The sequence below is a fragment of the Archangium sp. genome (assembly GCF_036389735.1).
Taxonomy (GTDB): Bacteria; Myxococcota; Myxococcia; order Myxococcales; family Myxococcaceae; genus Archangium.
Window position 1 is genome coordinate 1 of sequence record NZ_DASVWK010001082.1, and the last position, 17,524, is coordinate 17,524.

Consider the following 17,524-nt stretch of genomic DNA (forward strand, 5'->3'; position numbering starts at 1 on the left):
CGCTGGCCGTCCGGACTCCATGCGCACGCGTTGACCCAGGAGGCATGGCCGGAGAGGGTGAGCAGGCATTCGCCGGACGAGGCGTCCCACACCTTCAGGGAGTCGTCGTCAGAGCCAGAGAGGAGGCGCTGGCCATCCGGGCTCCACGCGCACACGTTGATCGAGGAGGCATGGCCGGAAAGGGTGAGCAGGCATTCGCCGGAGGAGGCGTCCCACACCTTCAGGGAGTTGTCGAAAGAGCCAGAGAGGAGGCGCTGGCCGTCCGGACTCCACGCGCACGCGGTAACCCAGGAGGCATGGCCGGAGAGGGTGAGCAGGCATTCGCCGGAGGAGGCGTCCCACACAGTCAGGGAATCGTCGCGAGAGCCAGAGAGGAGGCGCTGGCCGTCCGGACTCCATGCGCACGCGGTGACCGAGTCGGCATGGCCGGAGAGGGTGAGCAGGCATTCGCCGGAGGAGGCGTCCCATACCTTCAGGGACTTGTCGAGAGAGCCAGAGAGGAGGCGCTGGCAGTCCGGACTCCACGCGCACGCGTTTACATAGAAGGAATGGCCAAGGGTTGTCGCCAGGCGTGGAGTGTCAGCTTGGGAAGGGGGTCCGTTTCGGCGTTCCCCCACGGCGGTGGCGTGACGCTCCCATCCCTCTGGTAGTGTGGCCCCGTCGCGACCCACCTGGATCCACTGGCAACCGGCGAGCTGCGCTCCATGGAGAGCCGCGCCCAACAGCGAGCCCTCTCGCCACCGGAGCCCGCGGAAATCGACACCCTGGGCTCGCGCTCGGGGCGCGCTCACCTTCAAGAACAGCGCCTGCCGCGCCTCCAAGGCGGTGAGGTCGGCATCGGCGAGGTCCACATGCTCCACCCGAGCGCGATTGAGCCGCACACGGGAAAGGTCGGCTCCGCGTAGGTTCAGCGGCTGCGCGGGGCCACGGCCGCGCAAGTGCCATTCTTCCAGGTTCGCTCCGGCGAGCTTCACCCGTTTGGGCGTGGGCACTGGGAACCCCTGCGCGATGGCGCGCAGCCAGTAGGCAAATGCGAGCACGGCTGCGTCGAGGCACTCGCCGCCAAGAAGTTCTCCCATCAGGCGCGGGGCGGCGGGCTGGGGCTCGTTGACGAGGATCTGACCGAGGAAATCCAGCGTCTCCCGCGAGACCATCGAGAGGTGCCAGCGGTCCCCCCGTTCTTCGGCCAGCGCGCGCGCGAGGTGGGCGGCGAGGAAGTATTCCTGAAGGGAGGTGTGGGCGAAGCGGAAGTGCTTTTCCTCCGTGGTGGGCCTCAGGACGAAGGTCGCGGTGCGAAGATCCTCCTTGAGGACGGCGCGGTCCTTGTTCGCGTAGGCAGCGGCGAGGGCAGGATCTGAGGCGAGATACTTGTCGAGCCATGCTTCGAGGCGTTCCACGTCCCACTGCTTGCTGCCGTCACGCCAGAGCGCGGCGGCGAGATCCTCCATGAGGCGGCGCTTGTGGACGGGGTCGAGTTGGTGCTTCCCGTCATCGCGGTTGAGCCATGAGCGGACGACGAGATCGTACAGACGTGCGGCATTCACCTTTTCGCCCCGGGCCTTGAACTCCTCCAACTGTCCGAAGTGGCTCCTGATGAGAGTAAGCAGGTAGGGCCGCTCCGCGAGATCCCTCAAATTGTGGATGGAGGCGATGACTTCGAAGGCCTTGGCCCCACGCTTCGAGTCGTTTTCGCAGGACGACGTCAGATAGCCCCTGATCTGCTCCTCGGTGAACGGCAGGAGGCAGAGGGCGGGAAACTGGTTGCGATCGAAGCCCTCGCGATCCTCGCCGACGAGCATCGCGTTCTGGCTCCACACATCGCGGAAGTAATGGGACCGGCAAGAGATGAGGAGCTTGCCTCGGCGCTTCCCTGGAGACAGGGAGTTCCCCCCGCGTGCGGCATCAGGCAGCACGGCCCAGAGCGTGCGGATGAAGTCTCGGGCGCGGTCGGGCGGAAGGTGGACGATCTTCTCATCCAGACCATCGAAGATGATGAGCGCTCCCTCCTCCTGGACGAGTCGCAGCACATCTTGGGGCGTGATGGTGCGGTTCCGATCCTGCAACTTCCAGGTCCGTTGGACCACACTGGCGAGAAGCTGTTCGATGGTGGGAACGCTGTCCTTGGCTTCGCCGACGTAGCCACGGAGGTCCACATAGATGGGGAGCGGGAGTTCCGGCCTGGTCTTGCGTTTCTCCAGGAGCTGACGGGTGAGCTGCTTCAGGGTGGTGGTCTTGCCAATGCCATACTCTCCGAGCAGAGCGAAGAACGGCGGAGCGGAAGGGTTGGTAACCCAGGCCTCGAGTTCTTCGAGCGCATCGGTCGCCTGGACGTGCGCTGCGAGGTCGTGCTTTTTGGTGTCGAGTCGCTCCAGATCACCCAGTGCGAACCGATGACCCTTGGTGGGCTGGAAGTGGTGGGTCTCGTCCGGAACCGGGACGTGGTCGGCGAGGATGTCAGAGGTGCGTGCGTCGGGCCCGCGTGGCGTGGGGGGGGGGCCAGGAGGAGGCTGCGGTGCGAAGAAGGCATCAAGGCGCTTCTCGATGGCGAGATAGAGCTTGTGGGCGAAGTCGCGCCTCTTGGCGCCTCCCTGCATCTGGTCGTAGTAGCGGCCCTCGAGCCGATCGGTCTGGAACAGGAAGACTTGGTGTTCTCCGAGACCTTTGAGGTCTTGCCTGCCGAACGACACCGGCACCAGCCCCACGGGGATGACTGGCTTGATCTTCGGATTGTCTGGAGCGCCCACGAAATTGGGCAGCTCGTGCTTGCCGATGAAGGTGCTCGCGAGAAAGGCCGGGCTGAGCAGCAAGAGCCCGAAGTCGCAGTCCCTGATGGCCTTCTGAATGCTCTCGTGCCAACGCTCGCCCGCCAGGATGTCTCGGTCAGTCCAGGGGAGGAGCTCGTAGCGGGCGGATGAGGCGAACTGGGTGCTCAGCTCCTTCACGAGCGCCTCGACGAGTGGCTTGTTGTCGTGGGCGTAGGAAATGAAGAAGCGGACGATCCGCTTTCCCGAAGCCATGGCGTTCCCGGTGGTGGCGATCCCACGAGAGGGGACGAAGGGCTTGCCTTCGACATCAGCGGTGACTTGAGCGGAGTACCGTTCCGCTTGCATCACGGCGGGATCGGGCCCGGTGAACCAGCAGAAGCGGTCGGTGGGTGGGCTCTGCTTCTTCGTGTCCACGTTGAAGCGAAGACCCAGGTCGGCGCGGCCCTCTCCCTCAGCGGCATCGTTGAGACGCTTGCGGAAGGAGGTCAGGGCGGTCTGAGCCTTCTGCGTCTCCATGCCCGGGAAGAGTGCCGTGAGGCAGTCGGACATCCGGATGCGCTCTCGGACAGTGAGGCCGAGCAAGGCATCGAGGCGCTCTCGATCGGATTTGCCGAGTTCCTCGCGCCAGGGAGCCGCAGCTGCGCGGAGCGCGTCGCCGAAGAGAATGGGGGTCACGGACATGGGCCCAAGATGCGCCGGGGCAGGGCTCTGCGCAAGGCCCCTTTTTGATGATTTTGACGATTCGGTGATGAATGGTGGCTCGCGCGTGGGCGAGTTCCCTACATCAGTGAAGTACCCCAGCCTGCGAACCTGCTAGGTTCATCTCCGCATGATGACTTTTCCGATTGGCTGGATGCGCAAGGCTGCCCTGGTCGCCCTCGTGGTGGTGTCCACGCACGCGGGCGCTCAGCAACAGCCCTGCCTCATGGAACTGCCGAGACCGAGGCGCTTCTACCTCCCGAAGGACGCCAGGGCCGTGGTGCCGGAGGTGTTCGTCGCGGGTGGGGTGGTGACCACGCTTCGGTTCGACTCCCCCTGCGATCCGAGTCGGACGAAGCTCCTGGGGGCCTGGGAAGGCCGTTTCGAGCCCCTGCTCGCGGGCGGCAGGTCCGTGGTCATCGTCCCGCTTCGGGACCTAGCCCCAGAAGACCGCTTCCAGTTGCTGGTGACGCTGGCGGATGGCACCGAGGTGCCCTTCACCCTCACCGCCAGCAAGACGTTCGTGGACAGGCAGGTCAACGTCTTCCCCAACCCGGAGTCCCCCGAGGCGCTCCGGTCGGCGCTGGAGGATGCGCACCAGGAGAACAAGGCCCTCCGGGAAGAGAATCATCGTCGCGAGAGCGAGGAGACCTCGACCAATCACTCCCTGGCTGGCCTCCTCGCCAGCGGCGAGCGGTCGATGACCCCGTTCAAGCAGACCCAGAAATGGGCCCTTGATGACGAAGGACTCAAGGGGGACATCATGCTCCTCGAAGGCAGCGAGCGTTCGGCGGTCCTCTTCCAACTGACGAATCTCGACCCGAAGAAGCCTTGGAAGTTGCAGGAAGCGCGGCTCTCGGCGCTCACCACGGGGGAGCCCAGGCCCTTCGCCCTGCGCATGAGCCCGACCGAGCTGCCACCCGGCAAGGCCGGCCGCATCGCCATCGTCACGAACCAGTCCTTCTTCGACACCCCGACGGGACAGGACAAGCTCGTTCTGGAAATCTTCCGCGATGGCGGGCTCCAGCAGGCGTACATCGTGCTGGAGAGGAAACTCAAGAAGTGACCTTCACCGGGTAGACCCGTGACACATGACTCTAGAAGTGGTCACGAAGTTGCGCCTCTCACGGGGTTGCCGCACTCTCGATGTCCCATGAACAGCAAGAACACGCTCGACTTGAAAGCTTGCTTCGTGCCCTCGATGACGGTGGCGCCTCTGATGGCCATGGTCGTGCTCGTGTGCACGAGCCTTGGCTGTGCCACCGGCCCACGCGTCCCCCTACGCGCTGACGGGAGTCCAGGGCCCGAGAAGTGCTCGGACGAGGCGCTGAAGGCAATGCGTATCCTGCGGCTCATGCCCGAAACCGGGGCCTTCATCGAGATCGATGAAAACCAGATCGGCAAGAGCCCCGTCATTCTCGTCGATGGGTATATCGAGAGCCTCATGGACGAGGAACTCGAGACCCTTCCCGCCAACACGCGGCTCTATGGGAAGGTCTGGACCGACGGGCCCTTGGTGGTCATCCGGTATTACGAGGCACAGCCACCAGACAGCGACCGCGTTCCAATCTGCGGGGTCGTTCGCTGGGGTCCTGAAGGTGTGAATGGGAGGAAGTTGTCGGGCTCTCGCCCGGGAGTCGCTGTTCTCAAGCTCTCGCGTGCGTCGATGTGGATCGTCGATGAATTCCACTGAGCGGCGCTCGGGGGCGCTCTCATTTCAGGGGGGCGTCCGGTCACCCGGGAAGTAGTGGCGGCGGACGCGCGCGGCCTGCGCGGACAGGCCGGCCTGCTCCAGTCGCGCCAGTGCCCAGGCCACTCCCGCATCCACCGTGGGGACGACGACATGGGGCGCGGCCGTGGGCGCCACGTGGAAGATCAGGCTCAGCACCATCCGCAGGAAGGGCGAGGCGACCACGAAGGCGCTGCCGAGGACATACTGCCGCAGCAAGGGCTCGTGCTCCTTCGTCCACGTGGCCAGCTGCTGGCGCTGCTCGGGCGTGGGGAGCACCAGGTGGCGGATGTCGAAGATGCTGACGTACCGTTCCCGCCGCAGCAGGGTGGCGTGCCCGTGGGCGAAGAACTCCTCGTACTGACGGTCCGAGACGGCTCCCTCGAGACGGAGGAGGAGCAGCGGCCAGAGTGAGTCATCGTAGGAGAAGGGGGTGCTCATCCGCTCGGTGGAGGGATGATCGCACACGAAGCCGAAGCCGTCTCCCTCCTCTGGCTCCAGTCCTCGGTAGATGACGAGACCGTAGTCGTTGAGCATCGCGCTGGTCGCGTCGGCCTGGAGCACCACGATCAGCTTCACACGAGCGAGGCGATGGCCTCCAGTACCTGGGGCCACTCGCGGGCGCGTGGGTCGATGACCTCGAAGTGGTCCGCTCCCGGCAGGCTCACCAGACGCACGGAGTCTCCGAGCGCCGTGGCCCGGTCGTGGTACCCGGTGCTGAGCGACAGCGGGACGGTGGTGTCCTCGGCGCCGTGCACCAGCACCTGTCTCACGCCGAGCGGGGCGAGCGCGAAGGGCGAGGCGAGCCGGTAGCGCTCGGGGACCTGCTCGGGGGTCCCACCGAGGAAGGACTCGACGATGCCGTCCGAGAGGCGCAGGGCGTAAGCGCGCTCCAGGTCCACCACGCCTGCCAGCGACACCGCTCCGCGCGGCACGAAGGGCTTCTCCAGGTAGAGGGGCTGTCCCGGTTGGAGCCGTGCGCGTCCCGCGAGCCAGAGCGCCAGGTGTCCTCCGGCCGAGTGACCCAGGAGCACCACGCGCTCGAGGTCCAGCGGGTACTTCGTCGCCAGGGTGCGCAGGTGGTCCGTGCCGCGTGCCACGTCCTCGAAGGTGCCCGTCCAGCCACCGCCCGGGTGGCCCACGCGCCGGTACTCGAGGCTCCAGGTGGCGTAGCCCCGCTGCGTGAGGTCCGCGCACAGGTGGCCCACGTGCTCCAGGTCATACTTCGCGCGCCAGAAGCCGCCGTGCACCACCACCACCACGGGGTGCGGGCCCTCGCCGCGAGGCAGCCGCAGGTCACCGAACTGGTGGGTGAGCTCCCCGTAGGCAAGCCGCGCGTCGGCGGGCGGCGCGGGTGTCTCGAGCATCCAGGGCAGGCTCATGGGGGAATGATGGGATGGAGCCGGTCGGCGTATCAAGCGGCCATGCGCCAGTGTCAGGCCCTGGGCTGGCCCTCATCAAACCCTTTTCCCCTGTGCGGACGGGGAGGTAGGAACGCGTCGGACCAGGCACACGGGTCGAGGGAGCCGCGATGAACGAGCGTCAACTGTGGGAGCGCTACAAGAAGTACCTGTGCGAGGTGGAGTCGATCGGGCTGGCGCTCGACGTGTCGCGGATGAACTTCGCCGACGACTTCCTCGAGCGGATGCGCGGCCCGATGGACAAGGCCTTCGACGCGATGGAGGCGCTGGAGAAGGGCGCCATCGCCAACCCGGACGAGAAGCGGAGGGTGGGCCACTACTGGCTGCGCGCCCCCGAGCGGGCTCCCGAGCCGGGCCTCACCCAGGCCGTGCGGGACACGGTGGAGGCCATCCGCCGCTTCTCCGAGGACGTGCACGCCGGCCGCGTGAAGCCCCCGAAGGCGGACCGCTTCACCCGGCTGCTGCTGGTGGGCATCGGCGGCTCGGCGCTGGGGCCGCAGCTCGTGGCGGATGCGCTCGGCACGGCGGCGGACCGGATGCAGGTCTTCTTCTTCGACAACACGGACCCGGACGGGATGGACCGCGTGCTGGCGCACCTCGGCGACAGGCTCTCCGAGACGCTCACCGTCGTCATCAGCAAGTCGGGCGGCACCAAGGAGACGCGCAACGGCATGCTGGAGGCCGAGCGCGCATATAAGGAGAAGGGGCTCGACTTCGGCGCCCAGGCGGTGGCGGTGACGGGCGAGGGCAGCGAGCTCGACCGCTACGCGAAGCAGGGCAAGTGGCTGCGGATGTTCCCCATGTGGGACTGGGTGGGAGGGCGCACCTCGGTGCTGTCGGCGGTGGGCCTGCTGCCGGCGCGGCTCCAGGGGTTGGACATCGACGGGATGCTGGCGGGCGCGCGGGACATGGACGCGGCCACGCGGACGCGCGACGCACTGCGCAACCCGGCCGCGCTGATGGCGCTCATGTGGTTTCACGGCAGCGGCGGGCGCGGCCAGAAGGACCTCGTCATCCTCCCCTACAAGGACCGGCTGATGCTGCTGTCCCGCTACCTCCAGCAGCTGGTGATGGAGTCGCTGGGCAAGGAGAAGGACCTGGATGGCAAGGTGGTGAGCCAGGGCCTCGCCGTCTACGGCAACAAGGGCTCCACGGACCAGCACGCGTACGTGCAGCAGTTGCGTGAGGGAGTGAACAATTTCTTCGTCACCTTCCTGGAGGTGCTGAAGGACCGCCCGGGCACCTCGATGCAGGTGGAGCCGGACATCACCAGCGGGGACTACCTGCTGGGCTTCTTCCTGGGCACGCGGCGCGCGCTCTTCGAGAAGGAGCGCGAGTCGATGACGCTCACCGTGCCGGACGTGAGCGCGCGCACGCTGGGGGCGCTGATTGCCCTCTATGAGCGGGCGGTGGGCTTCTACGCGGCGCTGGTGAACATCAACGCCTACCACCAGCCGGGCGTGGAGGCGGGCAAGAAGGCCGCGGGCGTGGTGCTGGAACTTCAGCGCAAGGTGCTGGCGACGCTGCGCGGGGACAAGGCGAAGGGCCACACCGCGGAGGAGCTGGCCTCGGCCGTGGGCGCGCGCGACGAGGTGGAGACGGTCTTCAAGGTGCTGGAGCACCTGGCCGCCAACCCGGACCACGGGGTGAAGCGCGAGCCCGGTTCCACGCGCTTCGACGCGCGCTACCGCGCCGGCTGAAGCCGAGATGTTCAGGCGTTGACGCGAAAAACGCGAGACATGGCGCGGAGGGCCTAGCGCCTTGGAAATAGCATCACCATCTATCTTCACGTGGAGGGGGCTCGGGGGTGTCGCCTCCACATGACGTCGGAACACAACGGGCCCGGGGGGGCCTCACGGGTGTTTCGGGGTGCACCGGAGGACGAGCGTGGATTCGCGAACGTTCGTGCTCGTCCTCCGGGTCGCGCCTTCCTCCACTGACCCGGGTCTGCTTCGGCCCGATGCCGTCGGTTGCTGAACAGCTCCCTTCCCACCCTCTCCACATCCACGGGCTTCCGGAGTGAAGTGAGTCATGACTCCTGAGGGCCCTCCATGAAGCGCACCGTGCTCATCGTGGATGACAGCGACACCATCCGGCACATCATCAAGGTCTACTTGATGAAGCTGAAGCTGGAGGTTCTCGACACGGACCGTGCCGACAGTGGCTTGCTGCTGCTGGGCACCCACCCCGTGGACCTGGTCATCGCGGACTTCAACATGCCGGGGATGAATGGTCTGGAGTTCGTGCGCCAGGTGCGTGCGAACGGCCGGCCCGTGGTGAGCCGCGTTCCCATCCTGCTGCTCACCGGAGGCAAGGCGCCGGAGCTGGAGCGGCGAGCGATGGAGGCCGGAGCCTCCGAGTTCGTGCGCAAGCCCGTCTCCAGCGCGACGCTCACGGCCGTGGTGCGCCGGCACCTGGGACTGCCCGAGGACGTGGGCCTCGTGGCCTGACCCGCGGGGGCCTCACGGCAGGGCGTACACCTTGTCCTCGTAGTCCTGGGTGAAGCGATTGCCCGCCTCGTCCACGAGGGGCTGTCCGGCCGCGTCCACGGCGGTGGTGCAGGGGTAGTTGGCCCCCTTGGCGCGAGGCAGGACGAACATGGGCTGGACGAGCCACTGGCCGCCGAGGTTCGCGTAGGCGTTGCACATGAGCTGCACCTTGGCGCGGTTGATGGCCAGCTTGAGGTGCGTGGCATCCTGGACGAACGAGAGGTCCGTGTCCGAGTCCCCGGCCGCGAACACCTGGCGCTTGCGCGCGTCCGGCTGGCGAGCGAGCTGCTGCTCCACGGGCTGGTGGAAGATGACCTTGTTGATCCAGCACCGCTTGCCCTGGTCATAGGTGATGAGCGTGTCGGCGCCATCGGCCACGGTGCCGCAGCCCTGGATGCGGGGAGTGACCCGCCCCTGGGCATCGGTCATCATCCGGATGCCAATCACCCGGTTGGGCTTGATGCCGACGAGCGGCTCGGAGACGGCGTCGACGACGAACTGGGGCGAGGCGGTGAGGACCCAGACATCGAAGCCATTGGCCTGGAGCGTCTCGACGAGGTCGACCATCTCCTCGTACACCCGCACGTGGTAGGCGAGGCCGGTGGTGGTGCCCACCGTCTGCGTGGTGCCCGGCGGGTTGAAGGCGTTCTCGGCGTAGGCGGAGCGGGCGAAGGCGCGCAGCTCCTCCGGGGTGTAGCCGGCCTGGAGCTGGGCCACCCAGGCATAGGCGGTGTTGGTGGTGAGGGTGATGGGGTTGAGCCAGGCCGTCTGGCCCGCGCGCGTCTTCCCGCCGTTGTAGATGCTGACGAGCTCGTCCGCGCACGCACTGGCGGTGCTCGTCTGGAGGGGTTCACCGGGAGCGGCGGCGGCATCACACGCGGCGTTGAGGGCCGCCCGGGCCTGGTCCGTCAGGTGGAGGCTGGTGGTGCTCCAGTCCCGGGCCGCCGGCTGGCGCACCTTGTCGTGGCGGATCATCCAGAAGAAGGTGGCGTCGCCCAGGTCGTTCTTCACGAGGGTGTTGTCCCAGTCGAACACGGCCACGGGACGGTTCTTCGGGTCGAACGTCGCGCTGGCGATGCCCTGGGTTTGAATCAGCGCGTTGAGCCGGGTCCGGTTCTCCGGGAGCCAGCGTCCCACCTTGTCATCCAGGAGGCGTACCGGCTTCGCGGTCTCATCCGCTCCGGCGGGGCCCGCGGGTCCTTGGGCGCCAGCGGGACCTTCGGGACCCTGGGGACCCGAGCAGGCGAGGACGCCGGTGGCGAGACATCCCGCCAGGGCGAGCGCGGACAGGTGGAATCCTACGGGGCTTCGGGGCGAGTTCGACATGGGACTGCTTCTCCGGAAGGGGAGGGCCGGGCGGGTGTGGGGCCCGGCCCACGAAAATTCTAGGAGAGGCCTTCCCCCGCGAGACAGCACCTGCGCGGTAGGGGAGGATGCCTCCATGAAAGCCCTCTTCCTGGCCGTGGCGCTCGCCGCCACCCCGCAGGCGAAGCCCGCCCCCACGTCCACGGCTCAGTCCTTCCTCGTGTCGCGGCTCGGCCATGACGCCATCGTCCGCATGTACGCGCCGGGCGTGCCCGCGCTGTCCAAGGCGGAGAAGCGGGTGGCGTGGCACCTCACGCTCGCGGCCCACGCGGGCGAGGAGATCGCCTATGACCAGCTCGGGTGGGACGCGGTGGCCCTCAAGCGGCTGCTGGAGGGCGTGTATCTCCTTGGCCGCGAGGGCGGTGCGGAGCCCGGCGCCTTCGACGCGAAGCTGGAGGACTACCTCGCGCGCTTCTACGGCCAGTCCGGCAACCACGATCAGGTGACGGGCCAGAAGTTCGTTCCCACCTTCACCCCGGCCGAGCTGGAGGCCGCGGCGGTGCGCGCGCTGAAGGCCGGCGCTCCGTTCGGTGTGAAGGACGAGGCGGCGCTGAAGGCGTGGCTGGGCGGACTGAGGGCCTCGCTCTTCGACGCGGGGCACGAGCCGCGGCTCACCGCGAAGGCACCTCCGGCGGGCCAGGACATCCTCACGGCCTCGGCGCACACGGCGTACGGCCGGGGCGTGTCGCTGAAGGACCTGGAGGGCTTCCAGGAGAAGAACCCGCTCAACTCGCGCGTGGTGAAGGTGGACGGGACGCTGGTGGAGCAGGTGTTCCGCGCCGGCACGCCCGACGGGAAGGTGCCGCGCGGGCTGTACGCGGAGGAACTCTCGCGCGTCATCGCCCACCTGAATGAGGCGGCGAAGTCCGCGCCCGGGGACCAGAAGGCGGCGCTCGGGAAGCTGGCGCGCTACTTCCAGACGGGGGACCTGAAGGACTGGGATGCCTACAACATCGCGTGGCTGAAGGCGGACCCACGGGTGGACGCGAACCTCGGCTTCATCGAGACGTACGTGGACCCCAGGGGCCAGAAGGGGCAGTGGGAGGGGCTCATCAACTACCGGGACGCCAACGAGAACCGGGTGATGGAGTTGATTGCCCGCCGGGCACAGGCCTTCGAGAACGGGATGCCCTGGCCGGACGCGTACAAGCGCAAGAAGGTGGCGAAGCCGGTGGCCAAGGCCATCAACCTGATGGCGAGCCATCCGCAGCCGCCCGCGGGCATCAACCTGCCCAACGAGCAGAACATCCGCGAGAAGTACGGCAGCAAGAGCGTGCTGGTGAGCAACGTGATGGAGGCCGCGGCGGCGATGAAGCGGTTGCCGCTGGCCATCGAGTTCTCCCGCACGCCCGAGGAGGCCGAGCGGGCGCGCAAGTACTCCGTCACGGCACGCAAGTGGCTGGTGGCATTCCACGAGGTGATGGGGCATGCCTCGGGGCAGGTGGACGCGAAGCTGGAGGGCAACCCCTCGCGCTACCTCAAGGAGTACGACAACACGCTGGAGGAGGCGCGCGCGGATCTGGTGGCGCTCTGGCACGCCTTCGACCCGTCGCTGGCCGAGCTGTCGCCGGACCACACGCGCATCGCCGAGCAGATGTACCGGGACTTCCTGGTGGAGGGCCTCACCAACCTCAACCAGGTGCCGGAGGGGGACGCCTTCGAGGAGGACCACCAGCGCGGCCACCACATGACGGTGAACTTCCTCATCGGGAAGGGCGCGGTGAGGCAGGTGACGGAGGAGGGGCGCACGTACTGGGTGGTGGAGGATGCCGGGAAGATGCGCGCGGCGGTGGGTGAGCTGCTCTCGACGCTGATGGTCATCAAGGCCACCGGGGACTACGAGGGCATCCGGACGCTGGTGCGGGAGAAGGGCATCCGGTTCGACCCCAAGCTGCGCGACGAGGTGGTGGCGCGCATCCGGGCGGTGGACGTGCCGGCGGATATCCTGCTCATCTCTCCCCGGCTGGTGCCCGTGGTGGACGCGAAGGGCCAGCTGGCCGACGTACAGGTGCGGCACGACCAGGGCTTCATCGAGCAACACCTGGAGCGAAGCGTGCTCGGCGGGCTTCCTCCCGCCGAGGCCACGCGGGTGGCGGCGCGGCTCGCCGCTTCACCCGAGGCCCTGAAGGAGGAGTACCGGAAGCTCCCGCCGCTCAAGCGGTAGTGGAATCTACGGTGCGTGCCCACCTCCAGCTCGCGATGGGCACACGGAGCCGCTATTGGCCGCAGGTGCTCTTGGCCGCCGTACTGACGAGGCTCTCCCCCTTCTCCTTGGTGAGCAGGCTCGCCTTGACGAAGTCCTTCACCGTCTTGTTCACGCAGGAGACATACTCGCCGTGGTTCTTCCAGGACTTCTCACACGGGCACAGGTCGGCGACCGAGCAGCCGGACGCATTGACGGGCTCTCCAGGCTTCGACGAGGGGCAGGTGTCCTTGTCATCGGTGACGCCGTCGCCGTCCGCATCGGCACTCTCGTACTCGGCGACGAGCCTCAGCCGGGTCAGGCCTCCCCAACCGAAGTCCTCCTCGAAGGCGATCGCGATCTCATGGGAGGCAGGCCCCGTGGCATTGACCTGGGTCTTCAGGTCGTTGCTCCGCCAGCTCGTGGGGAACAGCCCGTCGTTGACCGGCCCGCTCCCGGCCGAGGTCTTCTGCGCGGCGACCGAGGCGAACGTCCCGGTGAACTTCCCATCGACGAAGAGGTAGAGGCCATCGTTGATGCCGATGCCCTGGCCCGGCTTGTCCACCGAGGTCAGGGTGAAGGCGGCGAGCTTCTTGCCCGGCCTGGCGGGCAGCGTGGTGCGGAACCAGGAGTTGGCCGTGCTGGGGCCCTCCACGGTGTAGAACCAGCTGACGTTGGTCTTCGCGTCCTGGCGCGTCCACGTCGAGGCGGCAGGCGTGTCCCAGGTCCAGGCGCCAGGCTCCTGGGCGTAGTAGGTCACCTTCGGGGCGCCACCCGCGACGCTCTTCCACCAGTGGTAGCCGTTGCGCTCGTTGGAGCGTTGCCACACCGGGTCGAGGGTCTCGGTGGTCTTCTGCGCGAACGCCAGGCTCGGGGCCAGGACGCAGGCCGCCAGGGCCACGGTGGCCAGGACGCGAGGGGAGATGCGGTGCATGGGATTCCTTCAGGGTGAGTGGCGATGGGACGCCAGGCTGGTGGGGTGGGGAGCCTGGGTTCCAGGCGCCAGCGGCCCGTCCCAGGAGCAAGGCCCATGCCGGGCCCGGCCCGTCCCGCCTCCTCCCGCCTGATTCCGCGCGGTTCCGCGCGGTTCCGCGCCCCAGGGGGACTGGGGACACACGGCGGCGTGGACACAGGGCGCCAGTGCGGCCTGTTCCGAGCGGATGGCCGCTGCATGGCTTGAAGCGGGTTGCGTCAACCGCTGACGCACGCTCCGCGAGCAGCAGTCCCGAGCCTCGTTTCTCGCTTCCTTTGAAACTGGAAGCGCTGGCGTCATTCCACACCCGGCACCAGAGAGGGGACACACGACCCTCCTGGCACCCCTCCCCAGCCCTCTTCACATCGTGCGGTTAAGCTGAGGGGAGCCGCCCCATGTCGGGTCGGACGGCATGAGGTCGATTCTCCCATGGACGAGGTGACGTCGCGTCTGCTCCCCCCACTGGTCGCCGCTCAGCATTTCGAGCAGGCGGCGGTTGCCACCCTGCGCGCGATGCTCCGAAGGGTGGCGGAGGAGACCGCACGCCACTACGGCGAGCAGGGCCGCGTGCTCCGGGGGCTCATCCACCTGCGCCCCGATGACACCTGCCAACGGCTCCTGGCGCTGGAGTGGGAGGGCGCCCAGGCCGAGCAGATCAGCCCGGACGACCTGGCCGTGGGGGGCGATGCCAACCTGCTCGCCTCGGCGACGGCATGGCGCACGGTGCTCAAGCACCGCTGCGCCGTCGCCATCGACGTGAACGCCGGCACCTTCCAGTTGTTGGGGCAAGGCGAGGCGGGCCTGGAACCCCAGTCCCTGAGGGGGAGCTCCCTCAAGCCCAGCGAGAGCATCAGCCGCTTCCTCGGCCGGAAGGCGTCTCATGTCTGCGTGCTGCCCCTGCGCGCTCCGGGGGGCGAGGTGCAGGGGCTCCTCTCGCTGGAGGCGGAGTGCATGGTGGCCATTGGCGAGGACTTCGTCTGGCCGGAGTGCGCCCAGGCGCTGCAGCTGGCCGCGGATGTGGCCACCCCCTACTTGAACCAGCTCCCGCTGCGCGGCCATGGGGCCGTGAAGACCGACGCGCTGCTGCCCGTGGTGGGCGCCTCCATGGCCGAGCTGATCTCCGTGCTCTCCGTGTTCGCCCGGCAGGAGGAGACGCTGCTCATCAACGGCCCCACCGGAGCGGGCAAGTCCCGGCTGGCGCGCTGGTGCCACTCGAAGTCGGCGCGCAAGGACGGCCCCTTCGAGGTGCTGGATCTGATGACGGTGCCCGAGGAGATCCAGATGGCCGAGCTGTTCGGCTGGAGGAAGGGGGCTTTCACGGGCGCCAACCGGGACTCGCCGGGCAGCCTGGGGCGGGCCGAGGGGGGCACGCTCTTCATCGACGAGATCGACAAGCTCTCGCTCCGGGCCCAGTCCGGGCTGCTCAACCTGCTGGAGAGCCGGGTGTACCGCATGCTGGGGGATGGGGCGCAGTCACGCTCCGCCAACGTGCGCTTCATGGTGGGCACCAACCGGGACCTGCGCACCGAGGTGAAGGAGGGCCGCTTCCGCGAGGACCTGTACTACCGCATCAACGTGCTGCCGGTCCGCCTCCCGCCGCTCGACGAGCGCCGGGACGAGCTGCCCCTGTGGGCGGGCTTCATGGTGGAGCGGCGCCACCAGGAGACGTCTCCGGGCGCGCACGCCCGGCTCTCGCGGGAGGCGGAGCAGGCGCTGCTCGCGCGGCTCTGGCCCGGCAACCTGCGGCAGTTGGACAACATCATCCGCCGCGCCTACAGCCTGGCCCTGGTGGAGTACGGCGAGGCAGCGCGAGAGCTGGTGCTCCAGCAGTCGCATGTCGAGCGGGCGCTGCGGTATGAGACGGCGCCGAGCCGCTCGGCCCTGCTGACCACGCTGCGCGCCTCCGCGGATGCCTTCGTGCAAGAGGCCCAGCGTTCCCCGGTTGCGTGGGACCTGGACCTGGCCGACGCCTTCAAGGGCCTGGTGCTGGGCTCCGCGGTGCAGCAGCTCGGCTTGGAGGGCGCCCTGCGGCTGCTGGACCGGGAACCGCTGCTGCGCAGCCGCAACCACTACCGCCTGTTCAAGCGGGAGTTGGAGCGGCTCGAACTCCTGGCCAAGGCGCTGCAGCTCGAGAGCGTCCCCTTCGCCTCGGTGCTGGGGGGAAAAGAGCCCGAACCCTGAACTCGCCGGGGAGGTGTTAAACTGCCAACACATGAATGGAAGCAAGCAGGGCGGGTTCCCGTGGGCTGCGGTCCTGGCGGTGTGGTGTGCGGGGTGTGCCACGGTCGACAAGGCCGCCGAGCCTGTCCCCGCGGACACCCGGCTGCAGGAGGCGCGGCAGACCTTTGAAGCGAGTCAGAAGCTCGAGGCCGAGCGCAAGTGGCCGGAGGCCCGGGCCCAGGCCGAGCGCTCGCTGGCGCTGCGGGAAGAGGTGCTGGGAGGCTCGCACCTGGAAGTGGCCGACAGCCTGTATCAGCTTGGCAAGACCCTCTGGCCACAGGACCCTGCTGGGGCCGAGCCCCTCTATCTGCGCGCGCTCGCCCTCCAGGAGGCGGCTTGGGGTCCGGACGATGTCCGACTCGTTCCGGTGCTGAGCTCCCTGCTCACCGCCTATGTGAACCTGGGCCTCTACTCCAAGGCCGAGTCCATGGGCCAGCGTGCGCTTTCCATCCAGGAGGCGGCGCTCGGCAAGAACCATCCCAGGGTGGCCGACCCACTGCACTACCTGGGCCAGCTGGCCTACTCGCGGGGACTCAACACGCAGGCCGAGCGGATGCTGGAGCGCGTCCTCGCCATCCGGGAGGCGGCGCTCGGCAAGGACCATCCGGAGCTCGTTGGGGCGCTCGTGGACCTGGGCGCCGTCTACCTGAACCAGGGCTCCTATGCGCGGGCCGAGCCGGTCTTCGAGCGTGCGCGGGCCCTGGCGGAGGCCACGCTGGGCCCGGCGCACCCCCGGGTCGCCCAGTCCCTCCATTTCCTCGCCAGGGTCTACCTGAAGCAGGGGCTCTACGCGCGGGCCGTGCCGCTGCAGGAGCGCTCCGTGGCGATTCAGGAGGGCGTCTTCGGCAAGAACCATCCGCTGGTCGCGCAAGCGTTGGATCAGCTCGCCAACCTCTATGCGCTGCAGGGGCTCTTCGCACGCGCCGAGCCGCTCTACGAGCGGGCGCTGGCCATCATCGAAGGCGCCGTTGGCAAGAACCATCTCCTCGTCTCGCACGTGCTCTTCGACCTCGCCCGGCTCTACCGGAGCCAGGGGCTCCATGCGCGCGCCGAGCCCGTGCTGGAGCGTGCGCTGGCCATCCGGGAAGCGGCCAGCCCCGAGCAGGCCTCCACCACGGATGCACTCCGGGAGCTCGCTCTGCTCCGGCTGGCCCAGCGGCGTCCCACCGAGGCGCGTGAGCTCCTCGAGCGGGTCTTCACCCGGTCCGAGGCCCGCCTGCGCCAGGAGGCCCTCGCGTTCTCGGAGGAGCGCCTGGCCAGCTTCCTCCAGCTTCTGCGCGGCGACGAGGAGCGGCTCTATGCGCTCGCGCGGGCCTTTCCGGAAGACGCACAGGCACGGCGCCTGGCGCTCACCGCGGCCCTGCTGCTCAAGGGACGCTCCGCCGGGGAGCTCGCGCACACCTCGCGCACCATCTACCGCGACCTGGGGGCCCAGGATCGGGAGACCTTCGAGCGCCTGAGGACGCTGCGCACCCAGTACGCCGAGCTGGCCCTCGCGGGCCCTGGCAAGCAGGAGCCCGCCGAGTACCAGCGCCAGCTCCAGCGGCTGGCGGTCCAGGGCGATGCCCTGGAGACCGATCTGGCGCAGCGCTCGGCTCCGCTGCGCGCGCTCAGCGGCCTGCCCGCTCCCGCCCAGATCGTGGACCGCGTGGCGCGGGCCCTCCCCCAGGACGGCGCGCTC

The 17,524-nt window shown here is 68.3% G+C and carries 12 protein-coding genes; 7 read left to right on the forward strand and 5 right to left on the reverse strand.

Annotated features, from left to right (window positions below; translation table 11 throughout):
- Nucleotides 1-3,446, reverse strand: a 3,446-nt coding sequence (locus tag VF794_RS38920) for a TIR domain-containing protein (RefSeq protein ID WP_331118633.1), incomplete at its 3' end; no start/stop codon positions are given.
- 148 nt (nucleotides 3,447-3,594) lie between these two features.
- Here VF794_RS38920 and VF794_RS38925 point away from each other — a divergent pair.
- Both VF794_RS38925 and VF794_RS38930 read left to right on the forward strand, forming a co-directional pair.
- Nucleotides 3,595-4,530, forward strand: coding sequence for a DUF2381 family protein (locus VF794_RS38925; protein WP_331118635.1), 936 nt, complete (start codon nucleotides 3,595-3,597; stop codon nucleotides 4,528-4,530).
- 87 nt (nucleotides 4,531-4,617) lie between these two features.
- The gene (locus tag VF794_RS38930) at nucleotides 4,618-5,157 is read left to right on the forward strand and encodes a serine/threonine protein kinase (RefSeq protein WP_331118636.1); all 540 of its coding nucleotides are present in this window, start codon (nucleotides 4,618-4,620) and stop codon (nucleotides 5,155-5,157) included.
- A 24-nt stretch (nucleotides 5,158-5,181) separates the two neighbouring features.
- On the opposite strand, the gene VF794_RS38935 is transcribed toward VF794_RS38930, so the two are convergent.
- Complete coding sequence (locus tag VF794_RS38935; protein WP_331118637.1) at nucleotides 5,182-5,772, reverse strand: hypothetical protein; 591 nt, start codon at nucleotides 5,770-5,772, stop codon at nucleotides 5,182-5,184.
- On the reverse strand, nucleotides 5,769-6,575 hold the full coding sequence (locus VF794_RS38940) for an alpha/beta hydrolase (protein WP_331118639.1): 807 nt from the start codon (nucleotides 6,573-6,575) through the stop codon (nucleotides 5,769-5,771). The genes VF794_RS38935 and VF794_RS38940 overlap by 4 nt, the downstream gene beginning before the upstream one ends.
- Nucleotides 6,576-6,724: 149 nt before the next feature.
- Between VF794_RS38940 and VF794_RS38945 the strand changes: the two genes are divergently transcribed.
- On the forward strand, nucleotides 6,725-8,314 hold the full coding sequence (locus VF794_RS38945) for a glucose-6-phosphate isomerase (protein WP_331118641.1): 1,590 nt from the start codon (nucleotides 6,725-6,727) through the stop codon (nucleotides 8,312-8,314).
- A gap of 351 nt (nucleotides 8,315-8,665) precedes the next feature.
- Entirely contained in the window at nucleotides 8,666-9,064 is a 399-nt protein-coding gene (locus tag VF794_RS38950) for a response regulator (protein WP_331118644.1), read from the forward strand.
- A 12-nt stretch (nucleotides 9,065-9,076) separates the two neighbouring features.
- Here VF794_RS38950 and VF794_RS38955 read toward each other — a convergent pair whose 3' ends face one another.
- A complete protein-coding gene (locus tag VF794_RS38955) occupies nucleotides 9,077-10,429 on the reverse strand; it encodes a haloacid dehalogenase-like hydrolase (RefSeq protein WP_331118645.1) in 1,353 nt (450 codons plus the stop codon).
- Nucleotides 10,430-10,544: 115 nt separating this feature from the next.
- Between VF794_RS38955 and VF794_RS38960 the strand changes: the two genes are divergently transcribed.
- A complete protein-coding gene (locus tag VF794_RS38960; protein ID WP_331118646.1) occupies nucleotides 10,545-12,632 on the forward strand; it encodes a dipeptidyl-peptidase 3 family protein in 2,088 nt (695 codons plus the stop codon).
- Nucleotides 12,633-12,684: 52 nt separating this feature from the next.
- Here the strand turns inward: VF794_RS38960 and VF794_RS38965 are convergent, their stop codons facing one another.
- Entirely contained in the window at nucleotides 12,685-13,584 is a 900-nt protein-coding gene (locus VF794_RS38965; RefSeq protein WP_331118648.1) for a hypothetical protein, read from the reverse strand.
- Between the two features lie 468 nt (nucleotides 13,585-14,052).
- Between VF794_RS38965 and VF794_RS38970 the strand changes: the two genes are divergently transcribed.
- Nucleotides 14,053-15,804: a sigma-54-dependent transcriptional regulator gene (locus tag VF794_RS38970; protein WP_331118650.1), complete on the forward strand. Its 1,752-nt coding sequence runs from the start codon at nucleotides 14,053-14,055 to the stop codon at nucleotides 15,802-15,804.
- Between the two features lie 31 nt (nucleotides 15,805-15,835).
- On the forward strand, nucleotides 15,836-17,524 hold a 1,689-nt coding region (locus tag VF794_RS38975; protein WP_331118652.1), incomplete at its 3' end, for a tetratricopeptide repeat protein.

Bases quoted from the DNA above. Each gene is read 5' to 3' on its own strand.
- VF794_RS38925 (WP_331118635.1), top strand. From the start codon at position 3,595: ATGATGACTTTTCCGATTGGCTGGATGCGCAAGGCTGCCCTGGTCGCC.
- VF794_RS38930 (WP_331118636.1), top strand. From the start codon at position 4,618: ATGAACAGCAAGAACACGCTCGACTTGAAAGCTTGCTTCGTGCCCTCG.
- VF794_RS38940 (WP_331118639.1), bottom strand. From the start codon at position 6,575: ATGAGCCTGCCCTGGATGCTCGAGACACCCGCGCCGCCCGCCGACGCG.
- VF794_RS38945 (WP_331118641.1), top strand. From the start codon at position 6,725: ATGAACGAGCGTCAACTGTGGGAGCGCTACAAGAAGTACCTGTGCGAG.
- VF794_RS38950 (WP_331118644.1), top strand. From the start codon at position 8,666: ATGAAGCGCACCGTGCTCATCGTGGATGACAGCGACACCATCCGGCAC.
- VF794_RS38955 (WP_331118645.1), bottom strand. From the start codon at position 10,429: ATGTCGAACTCGCCCCGAAGCCCCGTAGGATTCCACCTGTCCGCGCTC.
- VF794_RS38960 (WP_331118646.1), top strand. From the start codon at position 10,545: ATGAAAGCCCTCTTCCTGGCCGTGGCGCTCGCCGCCACCCCGCAGGCG.
- VF794_RS38965 (WP_331118648.1), bottom strand. From the start codon at position 13,584: ATGCACCGCATCTCCCCTCGCGTCCTGGCCACCGTGGCCCTGGCGGCC.
- VF794_RS38970 (WP_331118650.1), top strand. From the start codon at position 14,053: ATGGACGAGGTGACGTCGCGTCTGCTCCCCCCACTGGTCGCCGCTCAG.